Source organism: Streptomyces cylindrosporus (genome assembly GCF_022698165.1).
Lineage (GTDB): Bacteria > Actinomycetota > Actinomycetes > Streptomycetales > Streptomycetaceae > Streptomyces > Streptomyces cylindrosporus.
In genome coordinates this window covers 880,664-900,977 of record NZ_JALDAY010000002.1, presented here as the reverse complement: position 1 = coordinate 900,977, position 20,314 = coordinate 880,664, and the positions used below count along the sequence as shown (strand labels likewise).

The window sequence follows — 20,314 nt, the reverse complement described above, 5'->3', positions numbered from 1 at the left end:
GGAGCCAACTCCTCTGTCGTACGGTCACGTTGGAGACGGCACGTAATCCAGACGGCGGAGCTCCCCCACGAGCATGCTCCGGGTCGTCAGGTGCCGCTGCGAACAGCGATCCCAGCTCTGCGTTCTGCATTTCCGCGCTGCAAAAGGCGCTCCCAACGGGGGGAGCACGGTCAGACACCGGGGGGTGTTCGGCGTGCGCAGACTTCCACGGCGAGAGCCGCCGGGCGACGGCAGTGGCCGTCGTCGCGGCGCGGGCGGCCCGGTCGGGTGTGACCGACCCGTACTTCCCAGCAGGCTTCCCACAGCTTTGGAGACGTCGTGCCAGTCGTCAGCGCGCCGGTCGTGGTTCTGCCACGCCATCAGGTAACCACCGATGAAGTCCTCGACATGCTCGCGCAGCGGTATCCGGACCATCCCCGGATGCCGAGCGTGCGCAAGGCCATCACCGCCTCGACCGTACGTACCCGCTGGTACTCGAGGCCCCCGGCCCGGCAGTTCGACACCCGCGTGTCGGTCGCCCGGCGCTTGCGCGAGCACTTCCGCGACTCCCTGGACCTCGCGGAACGGGCCGCCCGCCAGGCGCTCCTGGAGGCCGGCCTCGACCCCCTCGACGTGGACGGGCTGGTCGTCACCAGCACCACCGGCTACGCCATGCCGGGGATCGACATCCCCCTGGTCGAGCGGCTCGGCCTGCCCGCGTCCGTGCGCCGGGTGCCGGTGACCCAGATCGGCTGCGGCGGCGGCGCGTTCGCGCTGGCCAAGGCCTTCGAACTGGTGCAGGCCCGGCCGGGGTCGACGTATCTCGTGGTGTGCTCGGACATGTTCAGCCACTACCTGCACCCGGCCGACACCGGCATGGACGGGATGATCTTCAAGGGGCTGATGGGGGACGCGGCCGGCGCCTGCGTGGTGCGGCCGCACGCCGACGGCCCCCGAATGGAACTGACCGGGTCCTTCGAGTACGTGCAGCCCGGCAGTTACGACATCGTCGGCACCACCGTCGACGGCACGGGCCTGCATCTCTACAACGCGCCGCGGCTGCTCGGCGTGATCCCGGAACTGGCCTCGAAACTGGCCCGCTGGCTGGAGCTCACCGCGCCCGCCGGTGCCGATCCCGTGCCGGGGTTCGTGGTGTCCCACAACGGGGGTCCCCGGATCATGGACGCGATGGTCCAGGGCCTGGGCTGCGACCCGCGCGTGATGGACGCCGCCCGCGACTCGCTGCGCGACCTCGGCAACGTCGGCGGGGTCTCCGTGCTCGACGTACTGGAACGGACCTACGCCAAACCCCCCGCCGACGAGGCGGCGGGTGTGCTGTTCGGCGTCGGTCCCGGTGTGTGCCTCTACGCCCTCAAGTGCGTCTGGCACGCGATGTAGGAAGCGGCCGGGGCGCTGTCCCCGGCCGGCCCCCGCCCTTCGTCCGCGCGTCGGTCAGGCGCGCGGATCCAGGGTGGTCAGCCGCAGTTCGAGGGCGGGGGTCACCCAGTTCACGAACTCCTCGAAGTCCATCGAGGCGAGCGGTTCGACATGCAGCACATAGCGCAGGATGGCCAGACCGGCGAGATGGCCCGAGGCCAGGCCGGTACGGATCTCGGCGTCCGGGTGGTCCTTGTAGGTCGGGCGGTTGGCCCAGTTGCCGATGCTGGTCTCGATCCTGGCCCGCAGCACGTCCGAGGTGGCGTTGTCGGCCAGGCCGGCCCGGTAGATGGCCGTCATGGCGTACCGGGTGTCGGGGTTCTCCCAGAAGACCAGGTACGAGCGGGTCAGCCACTCGGCGTCGGACATCGTCTCCGACCCCTCGCCCTCGAAGACGCCCGAGACGCTCAGCGAGGAGTTGACCGCCGCGTCGAAGACGCCTTCCTTGTTGTTGAAGAAGTGGTGGACCAGCGCGGGATCCACCCCCGCGTCCTCCGCGATCGCACGGATCGTAGTCCGTGCGTAGCCGCGGTCCGCGAAGAGGTGGAGCGCCGATTCCAGGATCTGCTCACGCGTGCCGCTGTCGCCGGGCCGGCGCCCGCTGCGGGCACGCTGGGGTCGGGGCTTCTTCGTCGGGGAAGCCCCCGTCCGCGAGGTCGAGGTGGGCTTTCGGGCAGGAGTGGCGGAACCGTCCGCGCGCCTGGATGTCATGGAATCACTGCACTTCATGGGGGCTTGCCAACGAGTAATTCACTGCACAGTGAAAACATCCTAGCAGGCCGGACGTACGGAATCCATCCACGGATGCCGCCCTGGAAAGCCCTGTCCGTCACGGGCCGTTGGTGCGCAGGTCGCCCGGCCGTCGGGTGGCCTTCGTCCTTCCGTCGGCCCGCCTACCGCGCGTCCGCCGGTCCCAGCAGCGTACGCCGCAGGGCCGGGGTGATGGTCTCGATGACCGTCTCGATCTCCACCGAGGTAATCGCCGTCGTCCCGGTCAGGTGCCGGGCGACGACCGTGCCGCCGAGCTGGGCGCCGAACAGCGCGGTGCGCAACACCGCGTCCTCGCCGGGCAGTTCTTGGTCGACCGAGCCGTTGAGCACCTCGGTGATGCGCTCGCGCCAGACCGCGGAGGCCTCCCGGTCGGAGAGGGCGATGCGGAACACCTCGATCAGCGGGGACTCCCCGTCCTCGCCGGGCTCCCACAGGGCGAGGAAGGTGCGGGCGAGCCGGGCCGGCAGGTCCTCGTCCACACCCTCGGCCAGCGCCGGCCCGAGCAGCCCGGCGACCTTGACGGTCCGCTCGACCAGCGCGCCGAAGACCGCCGCCTTGTCGGTCAGCAGCTCCTGGGCGTACCCGGGCTCCAGGCCGGCCGCCGCGGCGAGGTCCGCGAAGTCGGTCTGCCGGTAGCCGCGTTCGGTGAACAGGGTGCGGCCCGCCGAGATCAGGGTCTGGGTCGCCTCGGCCCGGGTGTCCGTGGTGGTCGCAGTGGTGGAGGCGGTCATGGTGAGCATCTCCCGTTGGGTGAACGTCCGGACGGCGCCGGATGCGCCGTACGCTAATTCATGTTCAAGTGAACTCTCCCCGTGTTGAATTAGTCAAGCGGCTCTGCGATGATTTCAACGCATGGTGAGTTAGAGGCTCGCCGCTGCCCGAGGAGGAATCGTGCAGTCCATCGGCATCACCGGAGTGGGCTCGTACCTGCCCGAGACGGTCATCAGCAACGCGGAGATCGGGCACGGCGCCGGCGTGACCGACGAGTGGATCGTCCGCAAGACCGGCATCCGCGAGCGGCGCCGCGCCGCTCCCCACGAGGCCACCTCGGACCTGGCCGCCGTGGCCGCCCGACGCGCCCTGGACCGCGCGGGCCTGACGGCGGATCAGCTCGCGTACGTCGTGGTCGCCACCTCCACGCCGGACCACCCCCAGCCCGCCACCGCCGCATTGGTCCAGGACCGCATCGGCGCCCGGCGGGCCGCCGCCTTCGACGTCAACGCGGTGTGCAGCGGCTTCGTCTACGCCCTCAAGACGGCCGAGCGGCTGCTCGCCGGGGCCGCCCCCGGCGAGCCGCGCCACGCCCTCGTCGTCGGCGCCGACATCTACTCCCGCATCCTCGACTACACCGACCGCCGCACCGCCGCCCTCTTCGGCGACGGCGCCGGCGCGGTGGTCCTCGGCCCCGTCCCCGCCGGACAGGGCCTCAAGCACGTCTCCCTGGTCTCGCGCGGCGACGCGCACGGCCTGATCCGGGTCGAGGCCGGGGGCAGCCGCCGCCCCGCCTCGCCGAGCACGGTGGCCGAGGGCGGCCACTACTTCCGCATGGACGGACGCGGAGTCCGCTCCTTCGTCCAGCAGAACCTGCCGTACGAGATCGGACGCCTCCTGCGCAAAGCGGCCGTACTCCCGGACGCCGTGCGCCACTTCGTCCCCCACCAGGCCAACGGCATCATGCTCGCCGAGCTCTGGCCCGACCTAGGACTGCACCGCGCCGCCCTCCACCTCACTCTGGAGCGTTACGCCAACACCGGCGCCGCCTCCGTACCGGTCACCCTGGCCGAGATGGACCGCACCGGCGTGGTCGCCCCCGGCGAGCTGGTCGTGCTGGCCGCGTTCGGCGGCGGGATGAGCGTCGGCACGGCGCTGCTGGAGTGGACGCTCGGCGGTGCGGACGCCCGGCCGGCCGCGGACGGCACGTTCCCCGAACTCCTCACCGCGGGCGAGCCGTTCTCGCCGGTCGCCTCATGAGCCCCCGCGAGCCGGGCACGCCCGGGAACACACCCGCGACGGGCATCCACGGCCGCGCCGCCGCCCTGCGCGCGCTCAAGGACGAGATAGCACAGGGCCCGGACGAGAAGTCCACCGCGGCCCAGCACGCCAAGGGCAAGCTCACCGCCCGCGAGCGCATCGCGCTGCTCCTCGACGAGGGCAGCTTCCACGAGGCCGAGCAGCTGCGCCGGCACCGCGCGACCGGCTTCGGCCTGGAGGACAAGAAGCCGCACACCGACGGCGTCATCACCGGCTGGGGCACGGTCCACGGCCGCACGGTCTTCGTCTACGCGCACGACTTCCGCATCTTCGGCGGCGCGCTCGGCGAGGCGCACGCCGAGAAGATCCACCGCATCATGGACCGCGCCGTCGCCGCGGGCGCCCCCCTGGTGTCGCTCAACGACGGCGCCGGCGCCCGCATCCAGGAGGGCGTCACCGCCCTCGCCGGCTACGGCGGCATCTTCACCCGCAACGCCCGGGCGTCCGGAGTGATCCCGCAGATCAGCGTGATGCTGGGCCCGTGCGCGGGCGGCGCGGCCTACTCGCCCGCCCTGACCGACTTCGTCTTCATGGTCCGCGAGACCTCGCAGATGTTCATCACCGGCCCCGACGTCGTCCAGGCGGTCACCGGCGAACGGGTCTCGCTCGGCGGCCTCGGCGGCGCGGACGTGCACGCCGAGGTGTCCGGGGTCGCGCACTTCGCCTACGACGACGAGGAGACCTGCCTGGAGGAGGTCAGGTACCTCCTCTCCCTCCTCCCTCGCAACAACCGCGAAACCCCGCCCGCCGTCCCCCTGGAGGACCCCGCGGACCGCAGCTGCGAGGCCCTGCTCGACCTGGTCCCGGCCGACGGCAACCGCCCGTACGACATGCGCCGGGTCGTCGAAGAGCTGGTCGACGACGGCGAGTTCCTGGAGATCCACGAACGCTGGGCCGCCAACGTCATCTGCGCGCTGGCCCGCCTCGGCGGCCAGGTCGTCGGCATCGTCGCCAACCAGCCCCTCGTCCAGGCCGGCGTCCTCGACATCGACGCCAGTGAGAAGGCCGCCCGCTTCGTGCAGATGTGCGACGCCTTCAACATCCCGCTGGTGACGCTGGTCGACGTACCGGGCTTCCTCCCCGGGGTCGCCCAGGAGCACAACGGCATCATCCGCAGGGGCGCGAAGCTCCTCTACGCCTACTGCAACGCGACGGTCCCCCGCATCTCCCTCATCCTCCGCAAGGCCTACGGCGGCGCCTACATCGTCATGGACTCGCGCTCGGTCGGCGCGGACCTGTCGTACGCCTGGCCCACCAACGAGATCGCGGTGATGGGCGCGGAGGGCGCGGCCAACGTCATCTTCCGCCGCCGGATCAAGGCGGCCGACGATCCCGACGCGACCCGCCGCCAGCTGGTGAAGGAGTACCAGGCCGAGCTGATGCACCCGTACTACGCCGCCGAACGCGGCCTGCTGGACGACGTCCTGGACCCGGCCGACACCCGCCGCGTCCTGGTCGAGTCCCTCCGCATGCTGCGCACGAAGCACGCGGACCTGGCGGCCCGCAAACACGGCAACCCGCCGCAATGACGGGCGACTTGGCCGCAGTGGACGTCGTTGACCGTATTGATCGACTTGGACGTTTTCATCCACTTGGGAGGAGCGCGGGATGACCCGACCGCAGACGGAGACGGAGACGGAGACGGAGAGGCAGCCCCTGGTTCGCATCATCAGGGGCGGTGAACCGGACCCCGACGAACTGGCCGCCCTGACGGCGGTGTTGCTCGCGCGGGCGGCGACGGTGGAGGCGGAGGGGAGGGGCGACGAGGAGGAGCCGGTACGGGTCGTCCCGCTCTGGGAACGCCCAGGACCGGCCGCCCCCGCCCTCCCGTACCGCTCACCGCTGAGCTGGCGCGACTGAGCGGCGCAGGCCGCCAGTTGCTGTTGCCCGCGGTCTCAACTCAACCGAAGCACACCAGGACTCTGGTCCTCGAAGATCCGGACGAGCCAGTCGAAGACGGTGTCGCCCTGCCCGGCACGGGCGGCGGCCAACTCGGCGGCGACCGCGGGCCGGTTGGTGGGATGACACCGGGAGAGCCGGATCTCCAGCTGCCGGACGGTCTCCGGATACCCGAGACGTTCGCGGGAGACGGCGTGATCGCGCCACTCCATGACGTAGTCGTCGTCCTCGGGGGTCCCGTACCCGCCGCGCAGGCAGTCGACGAGGGCGTCGAGGTTCCTGCCGTAGTAGCCGCCGGGGCCGTTGACGGCCTCGCCGATCTCCCGCCAGAAGTCCTCGAGGGTGCTGATGCGTGTCCCGTCCAGGACGAATACGTCTGTCACAGGGGCGAGGGTACGTGCAGTGCGAGGGCTGTCCGCATCGAGGGAGCGACGAGTTCGGCGAGGGCCGGCACGGAGAGGTCGGCGATGGGGCGCAGCCGCAGTACGTACCGGGTGAAGGCGACTCCCAGCAACTGCGCGGCGAGCAGCCCGCTGCCGGCGGCGGCCCGCTCGTGACCCAGCACGCCGGTGAGGCTGCTGGTGAACTGCTCGTGGAGCATGTGGCGCAGGTGCTCGGCGGCGCGTTCGTTGGTCGCGGCGCAGCGCAGGAGCAGCCGCAGGGAGCCCTCGTCGGAGTCGTCCTCCCAGGGGGCGAGGAAGTGGGCGACGAGTGTCTGGGGGAGCCGTTCCGGATCGGTGCCGGTGAGATCGGGCAGCCCCAGGTCGACGTCGAGGGCGGCGTCGAAGAGCTGTTCCTTGCTCCCGAAGTACCGCATCACCATGGACGGATCTATCGAGGCGCCGGCCGCAATGGCCCGTATGGTCGCCCGCTGATACCCATCAGCGGCAAACCGCACCCGAGCGGCCCGCAGGATCGCCTCGCGGGTACGGAGGGAGCGCGGAGATGCGGGGTACGCCATGACGGAGGACCTTTCGTGTGAGGCACGGTTCAGACCCGGGGGGGCTGGGGCACGCTGCCTCTTCGACTTCGACTTCGACTTTGACCTCGACTTCGACCTCGGCTCTGACTTCGACCTTGACCTTGGCTTCGACTTCGACTTTGACCTCGGCTCTGACCTTGACCTTGACCTTGGCTTTGACTCCGACCTCGGCTTTGACTTCGGCTTCGGCCTCGGCCTTGAATTTGCCTTCGGCTTCGGCGCCGACCCGCCCCCCAGCCCGTCCGGCGTTTGAGGACGAGGCCCCTTCAGGGCCGAACGGGGTCCGGGGCGGAGCCCCGAGGGGTGCAGGGGACGTGGTCCCCGCCGGGGTTGAAGGGGCGGAGCCCCTGGGGATGGGACGGGTAGGGGCGGCGGGGGCGATATCCGGACACCGCAACCACCTCCCCCCGCGTCACGCCTGTTCGATCTCCGCCGACTCGACCGCCGCCGATTCCGACTCCGGCTCACGCTCCTGCCCAGCCGAGGCACCCTCACCACCCGGCACCGCCTCAACCCCCCGCCGAGCCACCGGCCCCTCCGCCCCGCACCACCGAAGCAACGCCTCCCGCACCCGCCCTTCGAACCCCGCCGGATCCCCCTCCCCGTCCACCCAGGCCGCATAACCATCCGGCCGCACCAACAACCCGGCCACACCGGCGAGTTCACGCACCGGCCCGGCGACGACCACAGGACACACCCGCGACCCCCAGGCCTCGGCCACCCCGGCCCCACGCCCGTCCACGGTCAGATCGAGCAACACGAACCGCCCGTCCCGCATCAACTCGTACAACCGAACCGGCGCACCCCCCGGCCGCGGCACCGTCAGATCCGCCACCCGCCGCCCGACCCGCACACCTGAGCCTCCTACCGCAGCCCGCAGCGACCCCAGTCCACCCAGCCCGGCCCGCAAGCCCGACCCACGCTCCCCGCTCCCCACACCAAGACCCCCCAGCCCTGCCCTCAGCAGCGAACCCCCCAGCAGCGAACCCTTCGGCCGTGCACCCCCCAGCAGTGCACCCCTCAGTCCCGAAGCACCCGGACCACTCCCCAAGCCGGCCCGTCCCGAACCACCCCGCCCCTCATACCCCGCCCGCAACCCGGAGATCGCCTCCCCGGCAACCCGCCGCACAGCCCGCCGCCCCAGCAGCCCCGCCAGCACCACCCGCCGTGCCGCAGTCACCACCTCCGACGGACTCGTCGCCAGTGAAGTCGCCCGGTCCGTCGCGCGCAGGATGCGCTGAGCCTGCGGTCGCCGTTCCTTCTCGTACGAGTCGAGCAGCCCCGCCGGCGCCCACCCCTGCACCGCCGCCGCCAGCTTCCACCCCAGGTTCACGGCGTCCTGAATGCCCAGGTTGAGCCCCTGCCCGCCCAACGGGGAGTGCAAGTGCGCCGCATCCCCGGCCAGCAGCACCCGCCCGGTCCGATAACTGTCCGCGATCCGCTGATGGATCTTGAAACGGGCCAGCCACTCCGCGTCGTACGGCTCCGGATCGAACCCCAGCGACAACGTCAGCAGCTCGGACAGCTCTTCCAACGTCACCGCCTCCCGCGTCCACGGCCGGTCCCGCCGCGCCACCGCGATCCGGTACAGCCCGTCGCCGTACGGCACCGACACCATCACCCCGCCGCCCCCGGACAGCACCAGCACGTCGTCCGGCGGCGGCTTGCGCAGCCGTACGTCCGCGAGGACCGGCGCGATGTCGTACGTACGACCGCGAAAGGCGATGCCCGCGAGCTCGCGCACCGCGCTGTGCGCGCCGTCGCAGCCGACGACGTAGTCGGCGCTCTCCTCCCACTCCCCGGACTCGGTGCGCACCTGGAGCACCACCCCGGAGCCGTCCTGCTCCAGGCCGAACACCTCGGCCCCGCGCTGCACGGTGACCCCGAGATCGAGGGCGTGCCGCTGGAGCACCTCCTCGGTGCGGCTCTGCGGGATCACGTGCAGCGCCGGGAAGCGCGTGTCGAGCTCGGTGAAGTCGAGCACCGCGCCCCGGGCGGGCACCATGCGGCCCACCGGCCGGCCCACCGCGGTCAGTGCGTCGGCGTGGCCGCGCAGGTCGAGCACCTCCATCGTCCTGCTGTACAGGCCCATGGCCCGGGACTGCGCGGACGCGGTGGTACGGCGTTCCAGGACGGTGCAGGACACTCCGGCGGCGGCCAGTTCACAGGCCAGCGCGAGTCCGGTGGGTCCGGCCCCGACGACGATGACGGACTGCTCAGGCGCGTTGGCCATGGGTTTCTCCTTGGACGTCGGTCAGCGGTGCGGCCGGTGCGGGCGTGGTGCCGGTCGTGATGCCGGTCGCGGCGGTCGGGCGGCCGACCCGCGCCGCCCACGCCCCCGCACCGAGTACGAGGGCCCCGAGCAGCAGCCAGCCCAGGGCCCCCTGCCGTACCACCAGGAAGGTGACGACCAGCGGCCCGTAGGTGTTGCGGGCGGCGTTGCCCAGGCTGAAGAAGGCGAGGTAGACCTGTCGGCGGTCCTCGGGGGCGAGTTCGTACGAGATCGCCCAGGCCCCCGCCTGCTGGTGCATCTCGGCGAACGCCTGGAAGGCCACCGCGACGAGGAGCACCGCGACGGCGTACGGCATGGGCAGCGCCCCGGTGGTGGCCAGTGCGCCGCAGCCCACCGCCAGCAGCATCCCGCTCAGCCCGAGCGCCCGGCCGCCGTCCGCGGCGGTCTCGGTGGCGCGGGTCGCCCGCACCTGGAACAGCACCACGACGACGGTGTTGAGCACCACCGCCCAGGCGATGACGGCGCGTGGGAGGGCCGACGGATGCGCCAGCACCCACAGCGGCACGCCCGCCGTCAGGACCGTCACATGCAGGCTGACCAGGGAGTTGAGCGCGGTGAGCGCGGCGAAACGACGGTCCCGGAAGACCCCGAGCCGCTCCCGCCACGGCAGCGGCCGTACACCGGACCGCTCGCCGTCCGCCCCGGTCCGCAGCCGCGCGACCAGGACGGCGGCCACCACGAACGACACCGCGTTCGCGTACACGACGCCCAGGTACACCGCGTCGCTGTCCGCCACCAGCACCGCCCCGGCCACCAGACCGCCCAGCGCCAGCCCCAGGTTCTGCAGCGACCGGGCCCGCCCCATCGCCCGCACCCGCTGCGGCCCCTCGACCGCCGTGCCGAACAGGCCCTGAAGCAGCGGCGAGGCCGCGCGGTCGGCCACCGCGAGCAGGGACACCACGCACAGGAACGGCACGAACCCCGACGCGAGCGGATACACGGTCAGCAGCGCGGCCCGTACGAGATGCGCGGCCATGAGCGTGCGGCGGGCGCCCGCCCGGTCCGCGAGGATCCCGGTCGGCACCAGCAGCGCGAACGACAGCGCGCCCGCGACGGACAGCCCGACGCCCACCTGCCCGTCGCCCAGGCCCAGATACCGGGTCAGGAAGACGACGGAGACCGACATGTAGAGCCCGCTGCCGAGCGCGTCGACGAACACGGCGGCGAGCAGGGCGAGCGCCGCTCCCGGCAGCCGCCCCCGCTCGGCGTGACTCTTCATGTCGGCCTCCGTCCAAGGGAGTTCAGGGGAGCTTCAGCGGGCTTGCAGGGCCTTCAGGGGGTGGCTTCAGGGGACTCGGGCTCCGGCGATCCGGAGTAGTAGTCCCGCATCAGGTCGTCCACCCACTCCGGCTGTACGACCTCCTCGCGCGGCCCGAACTGCCTCAGGTACGGCTTGATGTCGAGCACGGGCGTGCCGTCCACCGCGTCGAGGCCCAGGACGTGCACGTCGAGCCCGTCCACCTTGAGCAGCCGGCAGCGCGAGACGCCGATGCGGTTGGGCCGGTTCTTGCCGCGCTGGGCGAAGATCCCGGCCAGCGGCCACTCGGGGTTGTTGCGGGGATGCCGGGCGGCGGTCTGGATCTTCCCGGGCTCCACCCGGTGGAAGTGGAAGACGACCTCCAGGTGCGAGAAGGAGTCGAGCGAGAGCAGCGCCTCGGGGGTGAACCGGCCGCCGTCGAGGCGGATCACCGACGGCACGTCTCCCCAGTGGTCGTCGGTGAGTTCACGCCGCTCGTTGTGCACGTACGCCACCGGCACGAGGTCCGCGATCGGCTCCGGCGCGGGCTGCGCCGCCTCGGGCGACCACACCTCGTCGCGTACGAGGAGTTCGCCGGCGGTGGCGCGCTGCACCGTCAGATAGATCTCCTCCCGCCGTACGCCGAGGAGTTCGGCGAGCCGCTCCTGCAACACCCGCAGCAGCGCCCCGACTTGACCGTTGCCGTAGCTCTCCTTGCAGATGACGAGTCCGACCGGCGCCGGGTTCTCGGGGTCGCCGCGCCACTCGGGGCGGTGGTAGGTGCCGGGCCTGAGCTGCTGCCACCACACCCAGCACTGCCCGGCGGGCAGGCCGAGCAACTCCGTCACGGCGTCCGCCAGTTGGGCCAGGGCGGTGACGCCGGGGCTCTCGGCGGGGGAGTAGAGCCTGATCACCGGCATCTCAGCGCACCCCGCCCAGCGGCTTGACGCCGATCAGCATGCAGGTGCGCACGGGGATGAGGAACTCCTCGCCGTCCTGCCGGATGCCGAGTGCCGCGCGCTGTGCCTCGGGCGCCTCGGCCAGTCGGCGGCGGATCGCCCGCTCGGCCTCGGCGCCGGAGGAGGCGATCTCGCACCAGCGCTTCACCGGCACCCCGGTACGGCTCTCGGCCTGCGCGCCGCGCGCCACCGGCACGTTCAGCCCGGCGCCCTGCAGGAAGGCGATCCACTCCGTGAGCGTGTAGCTGCGCACGTGTGTCGGGTCGTGCAGGACCTCCAGCTCGTGGTTGAGCGCGTCGGTCTCCGGGTCCTCGTTCCCCTCCAGGTCGATGACGGCGAGCCGGCCGCCGGGGCGCAGCAGCCGGGCCATCTCGCCGACCGCCTTGGGCATGTCCTGGAAGTGGTGGGGTGCGAGCCGGGAGACGACCAGGTCGAACGAGCCGTCCGGGAAGGGGAGTTCCTCGGCGGCGGCCTGCGCGGTCTCCACGGTCACGGACCGCTCGGCCGCGAGCCGGCGGAAGGACTCCAGCATGGACGGCGCTGGGTCCACGCCGACGAGCCGGGACGGCTGCTCGTCGGCGAAGGACAGCGCGAGATGGCCCGCGCCGCAGGCGACGTCGCAGATCGCGGCGCCCGTCTGGGGGCCCAGCGTCTCGTGCAGGGCCTCCATCGTCGGGCTCGACCGGTGCACCTCGCTGGTCGCGAAGTTGTCGGCGATCTTGTCGAAACGCCGGCTGGAGAGCGTCTCGCTGGCGGGCATGTGGTCCTCTTTCCTTCGGGCGACGGGGTCGGGCGGAAACTTGCGGAGGCTTACCGGTGTGGGCGGTCGGCAGGTCTGCTATTGCTGACGGTTCGTCACCATTCGGCGCCCACCAGTGAGGTGAGCGCCGCGAGCGGGTCCCGGGCCGGGCCTCTGCCGCAGGGGTGGAGGGTGTGGCCGAGCCCTTCGAGCACATGGACCCGGACGGCGGGGGTGTGGGTGCCGATGACATGGCGGGCGGACCAGTCGGCGTACATGCCCGGGTCGAAGACGGCGGGCGGCAGCTTGTCGTCGGAGGCGTCGGCGAGGTAGCCGACCAGGTCGTGGCCGCCGTACACGAGCTCGACGGCCGGGATCCGGGAGGTCATGAAGACGTCCTCCTCGACCACCGTGCCCACCAGGACCACCCGGTCGGCGCGCGGCGGTGCGCCGGACTCCAGGAGCCGCAGCAGGGCCTGGCCGCCGAGCGAGAATCCGATCAGGGAGAGCGGCCCGGTCACCAAGTGGCGGCTGGAGTCGAGGAGTTGACCGAGCCGCTCGGAGCGCAGCCGCCGGTCCTCCTCGGTGGCCGGTGACTTGGGGTCGCGGGCGGGCATGTCGCAGTCCAGGACCTGTGCGCCGTCCGCGACCAGACGCTCCGTCAGCTCTCCCAGAAGCCGGTCGTCCCGGCCCCCGCCGTCGAGGGCCGAGACGCTTCCGGGGCCCGCGAGCAGCACGGTGGCGTTCGCGGGCGCCGCGGGGAAGGACCGCCTCGTGCGGTAGGCGGTCCCGCCCCGGTCCTTGTGCCACCGGAGGTGACGGTGGACGGTGCTGGTCACCGGCTCACCTCCGGCAGACGGCGTCGGCGAAGCTGCCGACGCGCTGGTGGAAGTAGACGCTGATGATCTCCTCGTGCAGTGCCTCGCCGTCCAGCGTCGGTATCACGCTCTCCGGCTCGCCGGGCACCGGCTCGACCAGTCCGCGCTCCAGGAGTTCGGCGAAGACCGAGGCGAACGGCTCGTCGTGGAACAGCTCGACGCCGAACCGGTGGCGGAACCGTGCCGCGTCGATGGGCTGGTTGGCCTTGAAGTTGAAGCCCAGCACCAGGCCGATCGCCTCGAGTCCCGCGAGCCGGCGTCCGAAGGCCAGCGGCAGCCCGGGCCCCTCTTGGAGCCGGCGCGCGTAGCCGCTGATGTCGGCGATGTTGTGGGTCTGGACCACCGTGTCGTCGTCGCGGGTGAGCCAGCCGTACGCCCCGGGACCGTACGCGATCATCGAGTCGTGGCGCTGCCACTTGTTGCGGGAGACGCGCGGGATGTTGCCGTCCGGGTAGACGCCGGGCCGGTTCCACCAGCCGCAGGGGCTCGGGTGGTAGCCGGCGTCCAGCAGCAGCTCGACGATGGCCTCGCGCATCGCGTAGGTCTCGTCGAGGCCGGGGAAGCGGTGCTCCTCGCGCAGCCGGTCGCGGACGCTCTCCACGTTCCACAGGGCCCGGTTGCCGATGCCCATCTTCGCGCGGTCCGCGTTGCGCAGCCGGTAGATGGTGATGGTGGGGACCTCGTGGTCGATCAGGCAGCGGATGTCGTCGGCGACCTTCGCGGGCGTCTGATGGGGCAGGCCGAACATCATGTCGACGTTGAACGGCTTGCCGGTGGCCCGCAGTTTCCCGATGGCCCGCAACGACATGGCCGCGTCGTGGCCGCGCCCCGCGAACGCGTTGACCTCGCTCTGCAGGGACTGCACGCCGACGCTGAACCGGTTGAAGCCGATCGCGCAGGCCTCGGCGAGCTCGTCGTGCAGGAAGTTGTCGGGATTGCCTTCGAGCGAGATCTCACAGTCCTCGGAAATCGCGTAACGCTCCCTCATATGCCGTACAAGACGCGCCAGTTGCTCGCTCCCGAGCAGCGAGGCGGTTCCGCCGCCGAGATAGACGGACTCGATCGAAGCCTCGGCCAGCCAGGGCTCGTGCGCGAGCCGGCGCCCCGACTCGTCGAGCAGCAGGTCGGTCCACACCCGCGGCGCGCGCTCGCCCTCCGCGCCGCCCGGCACCTTGCGCTTGACGTAGTTGCAGAAGTGGCAGATGTACGCGCACAGCGGCACATGGAAGTAGAGATGCGCGGGCCGGCCCGCTCCCGGGTGCTCGCGCAGGGCGTCACCGACCTCGGCGGGCGTGAGCCGCTCGCCGTAGTTGGCGGTCACGTTGATGTTGTAGTCGTCCTGGCCGATCCGCAGCGCGGGGTTCTCCCGGAGCAGCCGCGCGAGCCCTGTGCCCGGGCGCACGGCGGTGGTGCCGGCTGAAGCAACCGTCTTGCTCATCGCGACCTCGTCTCCTCACACCTGGTTCGGACCCGGCCCTTCCCGGCCCGTCCCTCACGGGCCGGGAAGACCGTGCGGCGCTCTGCTCGCCTCATCCGGGGGCTCGTGCAGACCGCGCACTCCTCGGGCCCGTCCCTCTACGGGCCCTGGAGGTGTTGCTCCGCTCCGGTTCCTGTCGGCACGGGCGTGGGTCAGACCTCGACCTCGATGACCGTGGCCTCGGTGATGTTGGTGGCCTCCACGAGCGTCTCGGCGGGCGCGGTGGCGGAGGCGGCGCCGACGGCGCTCAGGGTAACGCCCTCCTGCCCCGGCTCCAGGTGGATGCGGATGACCTTCTTCTCTTCCGGCATGACGTTGTTCCCTTCACTGAGGGGCGACGGCCTGCGCCGCCACCCGGGTGGGGGCCCGCTCACGTCGTCGGGAGCGGGGGCGATGGGGCCCGGCCGGTTCGCCGGGCGTGGGACGGCGCCTGAGCGGGCGGGGCGAAGTCGGCTGCGGTTCGTCCGCGCCCCAAAGGGGCGCGGGGAACTGCGCGACCAGCCACGACGGTGCCGCAGACGAGCCACGACACACCGCCGCACATCCAGCGGAGCGCTAACGTGGGGTGAGCGTCAGGCGTACGTCCTTCCGCTTGCGCTCGCGCCAGTAGCGGCCGGCGCGCAGCATGAACTCCTGGAGGTACTCGGTCGCGCCGCAGCCCCTCGGGTCACCGGTGAGGTTGCGGGCCAGCGGCGGGCACCGGAACTGGCACCAGATGTCCTCCCGCGCCACCGGGCAGCTCCCGCACACCGAGTGGTCCTCGAAGCGGAAGTCCCGGAACTCGTCGAACCCCGACTCCCAGATCTCCGCGAACGGCCGCCGGGTGATGTTCCCGGCCCGGTAGAGCTGGCCCGACATGCAGTTGCTGCACGGGTACACGTCGCCGCGGCTGTTGACGTAGACGACCGAACGCCCGCACTTCTCCTGCCCAACCGCCCGCTCCAGCCGCTGGCAGAACTGGATCGTGTCCACCCCGCGGATCTCGTCGGCCGCCCGCGGCGCAGGCTGCCCGGCGCTCTCCGCCGCCTCCGCGGCCATGTCGCCCGGCGCGCTGGAGTACCGCTCCATGCAGCGCCGGTACACCTCGAAGACCTCGTCCACGTCCTCGGGCCGCAGCAGCATGTCCGGGTGCAGCAGCGCCCGGCCCACCGGATGCGTCTCCAGCCACTGCGGCCGCGGATACCCGCGCTCGGCGCACCAGTCGAAGATCTCCTCGGCGTCCCGGATGTTGCCCCGGTGCACCGAGATCGCCGTACGGAACACATGCCCGTGCCGGCGCATCGCCTCGAACGCGCGCTCCAGCTTGGGGAAGTCCATCCGGCCGCGCACCGTCCGCTCCGGGTCGGCCGTGTCGAAGCTGATGAAGAACGACTGTCCCGGCGGGATCGCCGCGAGCCGCTCCTCGGTCACCAGCAGCCCGTTGGTGAAGATCTGCGTGCTGAACGGCTTGCTGCGGGCATGCCGGACGATCTCGACCGCGTCCCGGTGCGAGAAGATCTCACCACCCGTCAGGAACACCTGCAACACGCCCAGTTCGGCGAAGTCGTCGAGCAGCGCCTTGATCGCCGGGGTGGACAACTCGTCCGGCCGCTTGAGCGCGGAGTCCGCGTAGCAGTGCTTGCAGCGCAGATTGCACAGGTTCGTGGTCTCGACGAACGCGATCGCAGGCGCCGGCAGATGGAAGCGGTCCAGCGTCACCAGCGGGTCCGTGACCGCGTACGTCATCAACTCCTCGGCGGACACCGGCAGTCCGGAGTTGTGGCGGACGATCAGCTCCCGCGCCGAAGCGGCGAGGAACTCGACGTGCCCGTTCGGCAGCAGTGCGACGAGCCCGCCCTCGTTCACCTGGAAGGGGATCTTCTGCACGAGTCCCTGCCTCTCCGCGTCGAAGTCAACAGACGTTGAACTCATGACCCGATGAACTCTACGGAAGGTGAATAACCTTGGCAAGGGCTTGCGCGCGCCTGTGGTGCGAGGGCGGTGGTCGATGCGAGGCTGAAGGTATGAACATCCCTTTCCTCGGCAGGCGTCGCGACAGCCCCCCGGTGCGTGACGCGGAGGGCATCGCCGAACTCCTCTCCGAGTGCGAGCTGCTGCGCTCACAGGCCGGCCGCGACGGCGTCCAACTCGACGACACGGCCGCCTCGTTGGAGGCGCTCGACCAGCTGCTGCCGCGCTGGCGCGGCGACGAGGAGGTCGTGCACTGGCTGGGCAATGACGCCGGCCTGTATCTCGGCACCGTGATCGTGCGCACTGTGCCGGGCGCTGTCTGGGAGATCTGGCCGGACGGCCAGCCCGTCGTGAAGCTCGCCTCGGGCCGCGAGTTCGACGTCGTGACCTCCGGCCACGAGTGGGCCGAGAGCGGGGTGCCCGAGCTCTCGCAGCTGTACGCCGAGGTCGCGGAGGCGTGACCGGTGGGCCTTGTGTGACTGATGGTTCGGCGTAAATACGGCTAATGCCCGAAAAGTGCGTGTCGTGTATTAACTCCAGTCTTGTCTGGATAGTTTGCGGCAACCACGACACAGCTGAGAGTGAGTAGGGCTGCGTATGGCCGTCGATCCGTTGATCGAGCTGCGTGACGTCAACAAGTACTACGGTGAGGGGGAGGTGGTCGTGGTCATCGGCCCGTCCGGGTCGGGCAGGTCCACCCTGTGCAGGACGATCAACCGGCCGGCCGGCGCTTTCGCGACCTCCTGGAGCGGGTCGGACTCGCCGACCGGGCGCCGAAGTTCCCCGCACAGCTCTCCGGCGGCCGGCAGCAGCGCGTGGCCATCGCCCGCGCCCTGGCCATGGAGCCCAAGACCCTCCTGTGCGGCGAGCCGACCTCCGCGCTCGACCCGGAGATGATCAACGAGGTGCTGGAGGCCGACGGCCGCATCGTCGAGGACCGGACCCCGGAGGAGTTCTTCACCGCGCCGCGCGGCGAGCGCGCCAGGGACTTCCTGTCCAAGATCCTCGAACATTGAGCGGGGGGAGCGGGGTACCCCCTACGGCCCCGAGGCAGTAGGGGGCGACGGTCACAGAGCCGTACCCGCCCGGCGGCAGCCGGAGATCACTGCTCGCGCAGCGGAACCGACACGTACGACGGGTCGTCCGCCGGCGAGGAGAAGGTCAGCTGCGCGCCGGACGGGTTGTGCTCGATGTAGAGCGGGTCGACCGTGTCGACGACCAGGGCGAGTCGGTGCCCTGCCGGGACGTCGTAGGCCGTGGAGTACAGCTCCAGGTCGACGTCGAACGGCTTTCCGGGCGTACGCCCGTGGAAGGTGTACGGCGCGTTGCTGACCAGCTTGCCGAGGCCGAGCGGCCCCACGTCGTACAGGTAGGCGACGAGGGTGCCGCTCTCCTTGGTAGGAGTGAGCGTCGTGTGCAACTTCGCGGTGCCGCGCACCTGTTGGGCCGTGGCGTACTTCTCCGACTGCCACACGGCGGCCCAGCGGCGGGGGAGCAGGGGGATCGAGGCGACCGGGGGCAGCTGGGCCACCTGGTCGAGGATGCTGGACAGGAAGACGATCCCGCCGTCCGCGCCGGAGTCGACGTTGGCGTGGATCGTGGTCGTGCCGGCAAGGGCGAGCTTCGTGCGGATCGCGCCCACCGACTTCCAGTCCGGGTAGCCCTCGTAGCCGCCGGTGGAACGGGACTTGAGCTGGACGGGCTGCTCGCGGTCGATGCCGTTGTCCGCGCCCTTGAGGTAGTGGTCGAACCAGCGCTCGGTGTCCGTCCACACGTCGTTGGGCAGCCCGAACAGGCCGGTCAGCTCCGCGGTCGCGTGGTCTCCGGGCCGGAACTCCAGTCTCTTCGGGCCCGTCAGCTTCTCGTAGAAGTCCGCGTACTGGTTGGGCGGGAAGACCGTGTCGCCCCACGCGTTGGCCATCATGACCGCGGCGCCGTTCTTGTTGAGTTGGTCCACGTATGTTGCGGCCGAACGTTTCTTCCCCCAATTGATCATGTCCTGTTCCTTGGACAGGTTGGAGGCGTAGAAGTCGTCGAAGATCTGCCGGATCTCGGCGCTCTGGCGGCCGGTGACCAGGCTCGCGCCGTCCAGCAGCGCGGCCGCCTGGACGTGCTGGGTGCGGCCGGAGTAGATCGAGTCGATCAGGTCGGCCCAGCCGCTGAGCGAGGCGACCGCCTTGATCCGCTTGTCGTGCGCTGCCGCGAGCAGGCTGATGCCGGCGCCGTACGAGACGCCCGCCATGCCGATGTGCCGCGAGTCCGCGGGGGTGTTGGCAAGCGCCCAGTCGATGACCTTGGAGGCGTCGGCTATGTCGGGAGGTCCCGCCACTTCTATCTCCCCGCCGGACTGCCAGAAGCCGCGGACGTTGTAACTGACCACGACATAGCCGGAGTCGGCGAGCTTCCGGGCCTGTGCGAGGTACTCGACCTGGGGCAGGCCCCAGCTCGTGGGGAGCACGAGCAGCGGGTAGTGCCGGGTGCCGTCGGCGCCCGCGGGCGTGACGACGTTCGCCTTGAGGACGGTGCCGCCGTCGCCGGAGATGTCGACGAAGCGGACGGCGTCGGCCGCCTGGGCGGCGGGGGTGAGTCCGAAGGCGCCACCGGCGATCAGGGTCGCGGACACGGCGCCCACGGCGGTCGTACGCAGGGCCTTGCGCTGGAGTCCCACGGGCCACTCCTCACTCGTGTAAGTGCAAAGTGACCAGACGGTAACCGCGACCGCTTACCGCAAGTAACCCGTCGGTAAGTTACGTGCCAGTAACGATTGTTGTCGTGTGAATGAATTCAGGACGAGCGGTGGGAGTTGCGCGGAGCCGCGGGCGTCGGCAGCGGGGCCTGTGCCGCCCGCGTCACGTCCGCGACCAGCTCGGCGACGTCCGGGCCGTACGCCTGCGAGTTGACCACCTTCAACAGCAGCACGAACCCGTTGTTGCCGTACTTGCGGGCCAGCCGCTCGTGGTTGCGGGCGAGATAGCGGGTCGCTGCCTGGTTGGTGATCGCGGTCTGACCGCAGAACAGGAACACCGGCCGGGACAGGCCGGGTTGTCCGGCCGTGAGTCGGGCCAGCAGCACATGCTCGGAGACGCCCTTCTCCACGCGGTAGCGCTCGCTGCCGATCTGGAACGCCAGCCAGTCCGGACCCGATTCCGGATCGTTGTTGACCCGCACCCCCGGCAGCATGGCGTGCATATGGGCGGCCATGCGCCGGTTGGAACTCGGCCCGCCCACACAGAACTCCGTGCGCTCCCCGAATCCCTGCCGGGCCACGTCCTGGGTGATCACCTCGGCATGCGCACCGCAGTCCTTGATGAGCGCCGACAGCTCCAGCAGCGCGAACACGTCGTAGCGGTGCACCGCGAGATCGGGGCTGCCGGCATCGCGGTTGACGACGAGCAGCGACTCGGAGTTGTCGGGCAGCCCGAAGAACGCCTGCTTGCGGCGGAGCTTCCGCTTCCACAGGTAGGTACGGGCCAGCCAGCCGAGGGCGGCGCTGAGGCCGGCCGCGACCACGCCCAGGACGATGTTGCGCACGTCGTCATTCATGGGCGCGCATGCTAGCGGGCCGAGATGGCTGGTACGTACCGGTGTTCGATCTGTGGCATTCGTATGACAGCTGCCCGGATTGGGTCTGTCGGGGCCCCGGTGATCTGGTTACGCTGCGCGGACGGTCCTGGACTGGAGG

At 71.0% G+C, this 20,314-nt stretch carries 20 protein-coding genes and 1 pseudogene; 7 read left to right on the top strand and 14 right to left on the bottom strand.

The features are described 5' to 3' along the window. Positions 1-318: 318 nt before the first annotated feature. Positions 319-1,377: a beta-ketoacyl-[acyl-carrier-protein] synthase family protein gene (locus MQP27_RS09180; RefSeq protein WP_242763492.1), complete on the top strand. Its 1,059-nt coding sequence runs from the start codon at positions 319-321 to the stop codon at positions 1,375-1,377. A gap of 54 nt (positions 1,378-1,431) precedes the next feature. Here the strand turns inward: MQP27_RS09180 and MQP27_RS09175 are convergent, their stop codons facing one another. Both MQP27_RS09175 and MQP27_RS09170 read right to left on the bottom strand, forming a co-directional pair. Beyond that, positions 1,432-2,127 (bottom strand): TetR/AcrR family transcriptional regulator, encoded by a 696-nt coding sequence (locus MQP27_RS09175; protein ID WP_242763489.1) that lies wholly within the window; start codon positions 2,125-2,127, stop codon positions 1,432-1,434. 182 nt (positions 2,128-2,309) lie between these two features. Further along, complete coding sequence (locus tag MQP27_RS09170; RefSeq protein ID WP_242763486.1) at positions 2,310-2,918, bottom strand: TetR/AcrR family transcriptional regulator; 609 nt, start codon at positions 2,916-2,918, stop codon at positions 2,310-2,312. A gap of 160 nt (positions 2,919-3,078) precedes the next feature. On the opposite strand from MQP27_RS09170, the gene MQP27_RS09165 reads away from it, so the two are divergent. The 3 genes from MQP27_RS09165 to MQP27_RS09155 all read left to right on the top strand — a co-directional run bounded on the left by MQP27_RS09165 (position 3,079) and on the right by MQP27_RS09155 (position 6,078). Beyond that, the gene (locus tag MQP27_RS09165) at positions 3,079-4,158 is read left to right on the top strand and encodes a 3-oxoacyl-ACP synthase III family protein (RefSeq protein ID WP_242763484.1); all 1,080 of its coding nucleotides are present in this window, start codon (positions 3,079-3,081) and stop codon (positions 4,156-4,158) included. Continuing rightward, positions 4,155-5,747, top strand: coding sequence for an acyl-CoA carboxylase subunit beta (locus tag MQP27_RS09160; RefSeq protein ID WP_242763482.1), 1,593 nt, complete (start codon positions 4,155-4,157; stop codon positions 5,745-5,747). The genes MQP27_RS09165 and MQP27_RS09160 overlap by 4 nt, the downstream gene beginning before the upstream one ends. Positions 5,748-5,826: 79 nt before the next feature. Continuing rightward, positions 5,827-6,078 (top strand): acyl-CoA carboxylase epsilon subunit, encoded by a 252-nt coding sequence (locus MQP27_RS09155; RefSeq protein WP_242763480.1) that lies wholly within the window; start codon positions 5,827-5,829, stop codon positions 6,076-6,078. 35 nt (positions 6,079-6,113) lie between these two features. Here MQP27_RS09155 and MQP27_RS09150 read toward each other — a convergent pair whose 3' ends face one another. Together MQP27_RS09150 and MQP27_RS09145 are read right to left on the bottom strand one after the other, a co-directional pair. Next, complete coding sequence (locus tag MQP27_RS09150; protein ID WP_242763478.1) at positions 6,114-6,500, bottom strand: barstar family protein; 387 nt, start codon at positions 6,498-6,500, stop codon at positions 6,114-6,116. Further along, a complete protein-coding gene (locus MQP27_RS09145; protein WP_278195762.1) occupies positions 6,497-7,078 on the bottom strand; it encodes a TetR/AcrR family transcriptional regulator in 582 nt (193 codons plus the stop codon). The genes MQP27_RS09150 and MQP27_RS09145 overlap by 4 nt, the downstream gene beginning before the upstream one ends. On the opposite strand from MQP27_RS09145, the gene MQP27_RS09135 reads away from it, so the two are divergent. Next, complete coding sequence (locus tag MQP27_RS09135; RefSeq protein WP_242763476.1) at positions 7,077-7,352, top strand: hypothetical protein; 276 nt, start codon at positions 7,077-7,079, stop codon at positions 7,350-7,352. The genes MQP27_RS09145 and MQP27_RS09135 overlap by 2 nt on opposite strands. Before the next feature lie 159 nt (positions 7,353-7,511). On the opposite strand, the gene MQP27_RS09130 is transcribed toward MQP27_RS09135, so the two are convergent. The 8 genes from MQP27_RS09130 to MQP27_RS09095 form a co-directional block, all read right to left on the bottom strand. Further along, positions 7,512-9,332 (bottom strand): FAD-dependent oxidoreductase, encoded by a 1,821-nt coding sequence (locus MQP27_RS09130; RefSeq protein WP_242763474.1) that lies wholly within the window; start codon positions 9,330-9,332, stop codon positions 7,512-7,514. Continuing rightward, on the bottom strand, positions 9,316-10,611 hold the full coding sequence (locus tag MQP27_RS09125; RefSeq protein ID WP_242763471.1) for an MFS transporter: 1,296 nt from the start codon (positions 10,609-10,611) through the stop codon (positions 9,316-9,318). The genes MQP27_RS09130 and MQP27_RS09125 overlap by 17 nt, the downstream gene beginning before the upstream one ends. Before the next feature lie 53 nt (positions 10,612-10,664). Further along, entirely contained in the window at positions 10,665-11,549 is an 885-nt protein-coding gene (locus MQP27_RS09120) for an SAM-dependent methyltransferase (protein WP_308289918.1), read from the bottom strand. 1 nt (position 11,550) lies between these two features. Further along, on the bottom strand, positions 11,551-12,348 hold the full coding sequence (locus MQP27_RS09115; protein ID WP_242763467.1) for a class I SAM-dependent methyltransferase: 798 nt from the start codon (positions 12,346-12,348) through the stop codon (positions 11,551-11,553). 95 nt (positions 12,349-12,443) lie between these two features. Continuing rightward, entirely contained in the window at positions 12,444-13,166 is a 723-nt protein-coding gene (locus tag MQP27_RS09110) for an alpha/beta fold hydrolase (protein WP_242763464.1), read from the bottom strand. A 4-nt stretch (positions 13,167-13,170) separates the two neighbouring features. Next, positions 13,171-14,643, bottom strand: coding sequence for a coproporphyrinogen-III oxidase family protein (locus MQP27_RS09105; protein WP_242763461.1), 1,473 nt, complete (start codon positions 14,641-14,643; stop codon positions 13,171-13,173). 191 nt (positions 14,644-14,834) lie between these two features. Next, the gene (locus MQP27_RS09100) at positions 14,835-14,993 is read right to left on the bottom strand and encodes a hypothetical protein (RefSeq protein WP_158690554.1); all 159 of its coding nucleotides are present in this window, start codon (positions 14,991-14,993) and stop codon (positions 14,835-14,837) included. A gap of 244 nt (positions 14,994-15,237) precedes the next feature. Further along, positions 15,238-16,593 (bottom strand): radical SAM/SPASM domain-containing protein, encoded by a 1,356-nt coding sequence (locus tag MQP27_RS09095; protein WP_242763458.1) that lies wholly within the window; start codon positions 16,591-16,593, stop codon positions 15,238-15,240. Between the two features lie 92 nt (positions 16,594-16,685). Here MQP27_RS09095 and MQP27_RS09090 point away from each other — a divergent pair, with 92 nt between their 5' ends. After that, entirely contained in the window at positions 16,686-17,093 is a 408-nt protein-coding gene (locus tag MQP27_RS09090; RefSeq protein WP_242763455.1) for a DUF6278 family protein, read from the top strand. Positions 17,094-17,229: 136 nt separating this feature from the next. Then, positions 17,230-17,648, top strand: a pseudogene (locus MQP27_RS09085) (ATP-binding cassette domain-containing protein). 86 nt (positions 17,649-17,734) lie between these two features. On the opposite strand, the gene MQP27_RS09080 reads toward MQP27_RS09085, so the two are convergent. After that, positions 17,735-19,300 (bottom strand): CocE/NonD family hydrolase, encoded by a 1,566-nt coding sequence (locus MQP27_RS09080; RefSeq protein WP_242763452.1) that lies wholly within the window; start codon positions 19,298-19,300, stop codon positions 17,735-17,737. A gap of 116 nt (positions 19,301-19,416) precedes the next feature. After that, on the bottom strand, positions 19,417-20,175 hold the full coding sequence (locus tag MQP27_RS09075) for a hypothetical protein (protein ID WP_242763449.1): 759 nt from the start codon (positions 20,173-20,175) through the stop codon (positions 19,417-19,419). Positions 20,176-20,314 lie beyond the last annotated feature (139 nt).

Bases quoted from the DNA above. Each gene is read 5' to 3' on its own strand.
- MQP27_RS09095 (WP_242763458.1), bottom strand. From the start codon at position 16,593: ATGAGTTCAACGTCTGTTGACTTCGACGCGGAGAGGCAGGGACTCGTG.
- MQP27_RS09115 (WP_242763467.1), bottom strand. From the start codon at position 12,348: ATGCCCGCCAGCGAGACGCTCTCCAGCCGGCGTTTCGACAAGATCGCC.
- MQP27_RS09170 (WP_242763486.1), bottom strand. From the start codon at position 2,918: ATGACCGCCTCCACCACTGCGACCACCACGGACACCCGGGCCGAGGCG.
- MQP27_RS09125 (WP_242763471.1), bottom strand. From the start codon at position 10,611: ATGAAGAGTCACGCCGAGCGGGGGCGGCTGCCGGGAGCGGCGCTCGCC.
- MQP27_RS09100 (WP_158690554.1), bottom strand. From the start codon at position 14,993: ATGCCGGAAGAGAAGAAGGTCATCCGCATCCACCTGGAGCCGGGGCAG.
- MQP27_RS09075 (WP_242763449.1), bottom strand. From the start codon at position 20,175: ATGAATGACGACGTGCGCAACATCGTCCTGGGCGTGGTCGCGGCCGGC.
- MQP27_RS09135 (WP_242763476.1), top strand. From the start codon at position 7,077: ATGACGGAGGACCTTTCGTGTGAGGCACGGTTCAGACCCGGGGGGGCT.
- MQP27_RS09130 (WP_242763474.1), bottom strand. From the start codon at position 9,332: ATGGCCAACGCGCCTGAGCAGTCCGTCATCGTCGTCGGGGCCGGACCC.
- MQP27_RS09155 (WP_242763480.1), top strand. From the start codon at position 5,827: ATGACCCGACCGCAGACGGAGACGGAGACGGAGACGGAGAGGCAGCCC.
- MQP27_RS09145 (WP_278195762.1), bottom strand. From the start codon at position 7,078: ATGGCGTACCCCGCATCTCCGCGCTCCCTCCGTACCCGCGAGGCGATC.
- MQP27_RS09090 (WP_242763455.1), top strand. From the start codon at position 16,686: ATGAACATCCCTTTCCTCGGCAGGCGTCGCGACAGCCCCCCGGTGCGT.
- MQP27_RS09105 (WP_242763461.1), bottom strand. From the start codon at position 14,643: ATGAGCAAGACGGTTGCTTCAGCCGGCACCACCGCCGTGCGCCCGGGC.
- MQP27_RS09175 (WP_242763489.1), bottom strand. From the start codon at position 2,127: ATGACATCCAGGCGCGCGGACGGTTCCGCCACTCCTGCCCGAAAGCCC.
- MQP27_RS09120 (WP_308289918.1), bottom strand. From the start codon at position 11,549: ATGCCGGTGATCAGGCTCTACTCCCCCGCCGAGAGCCCCGGCGTCACC.
- MQP27_RS09160 (WP_242763482.1), top strand. From the start codon at position 4,155: ATGAGCCCCCGCGAGCCGGGCACGCCCGGGAACACACCCGCGACGGGC.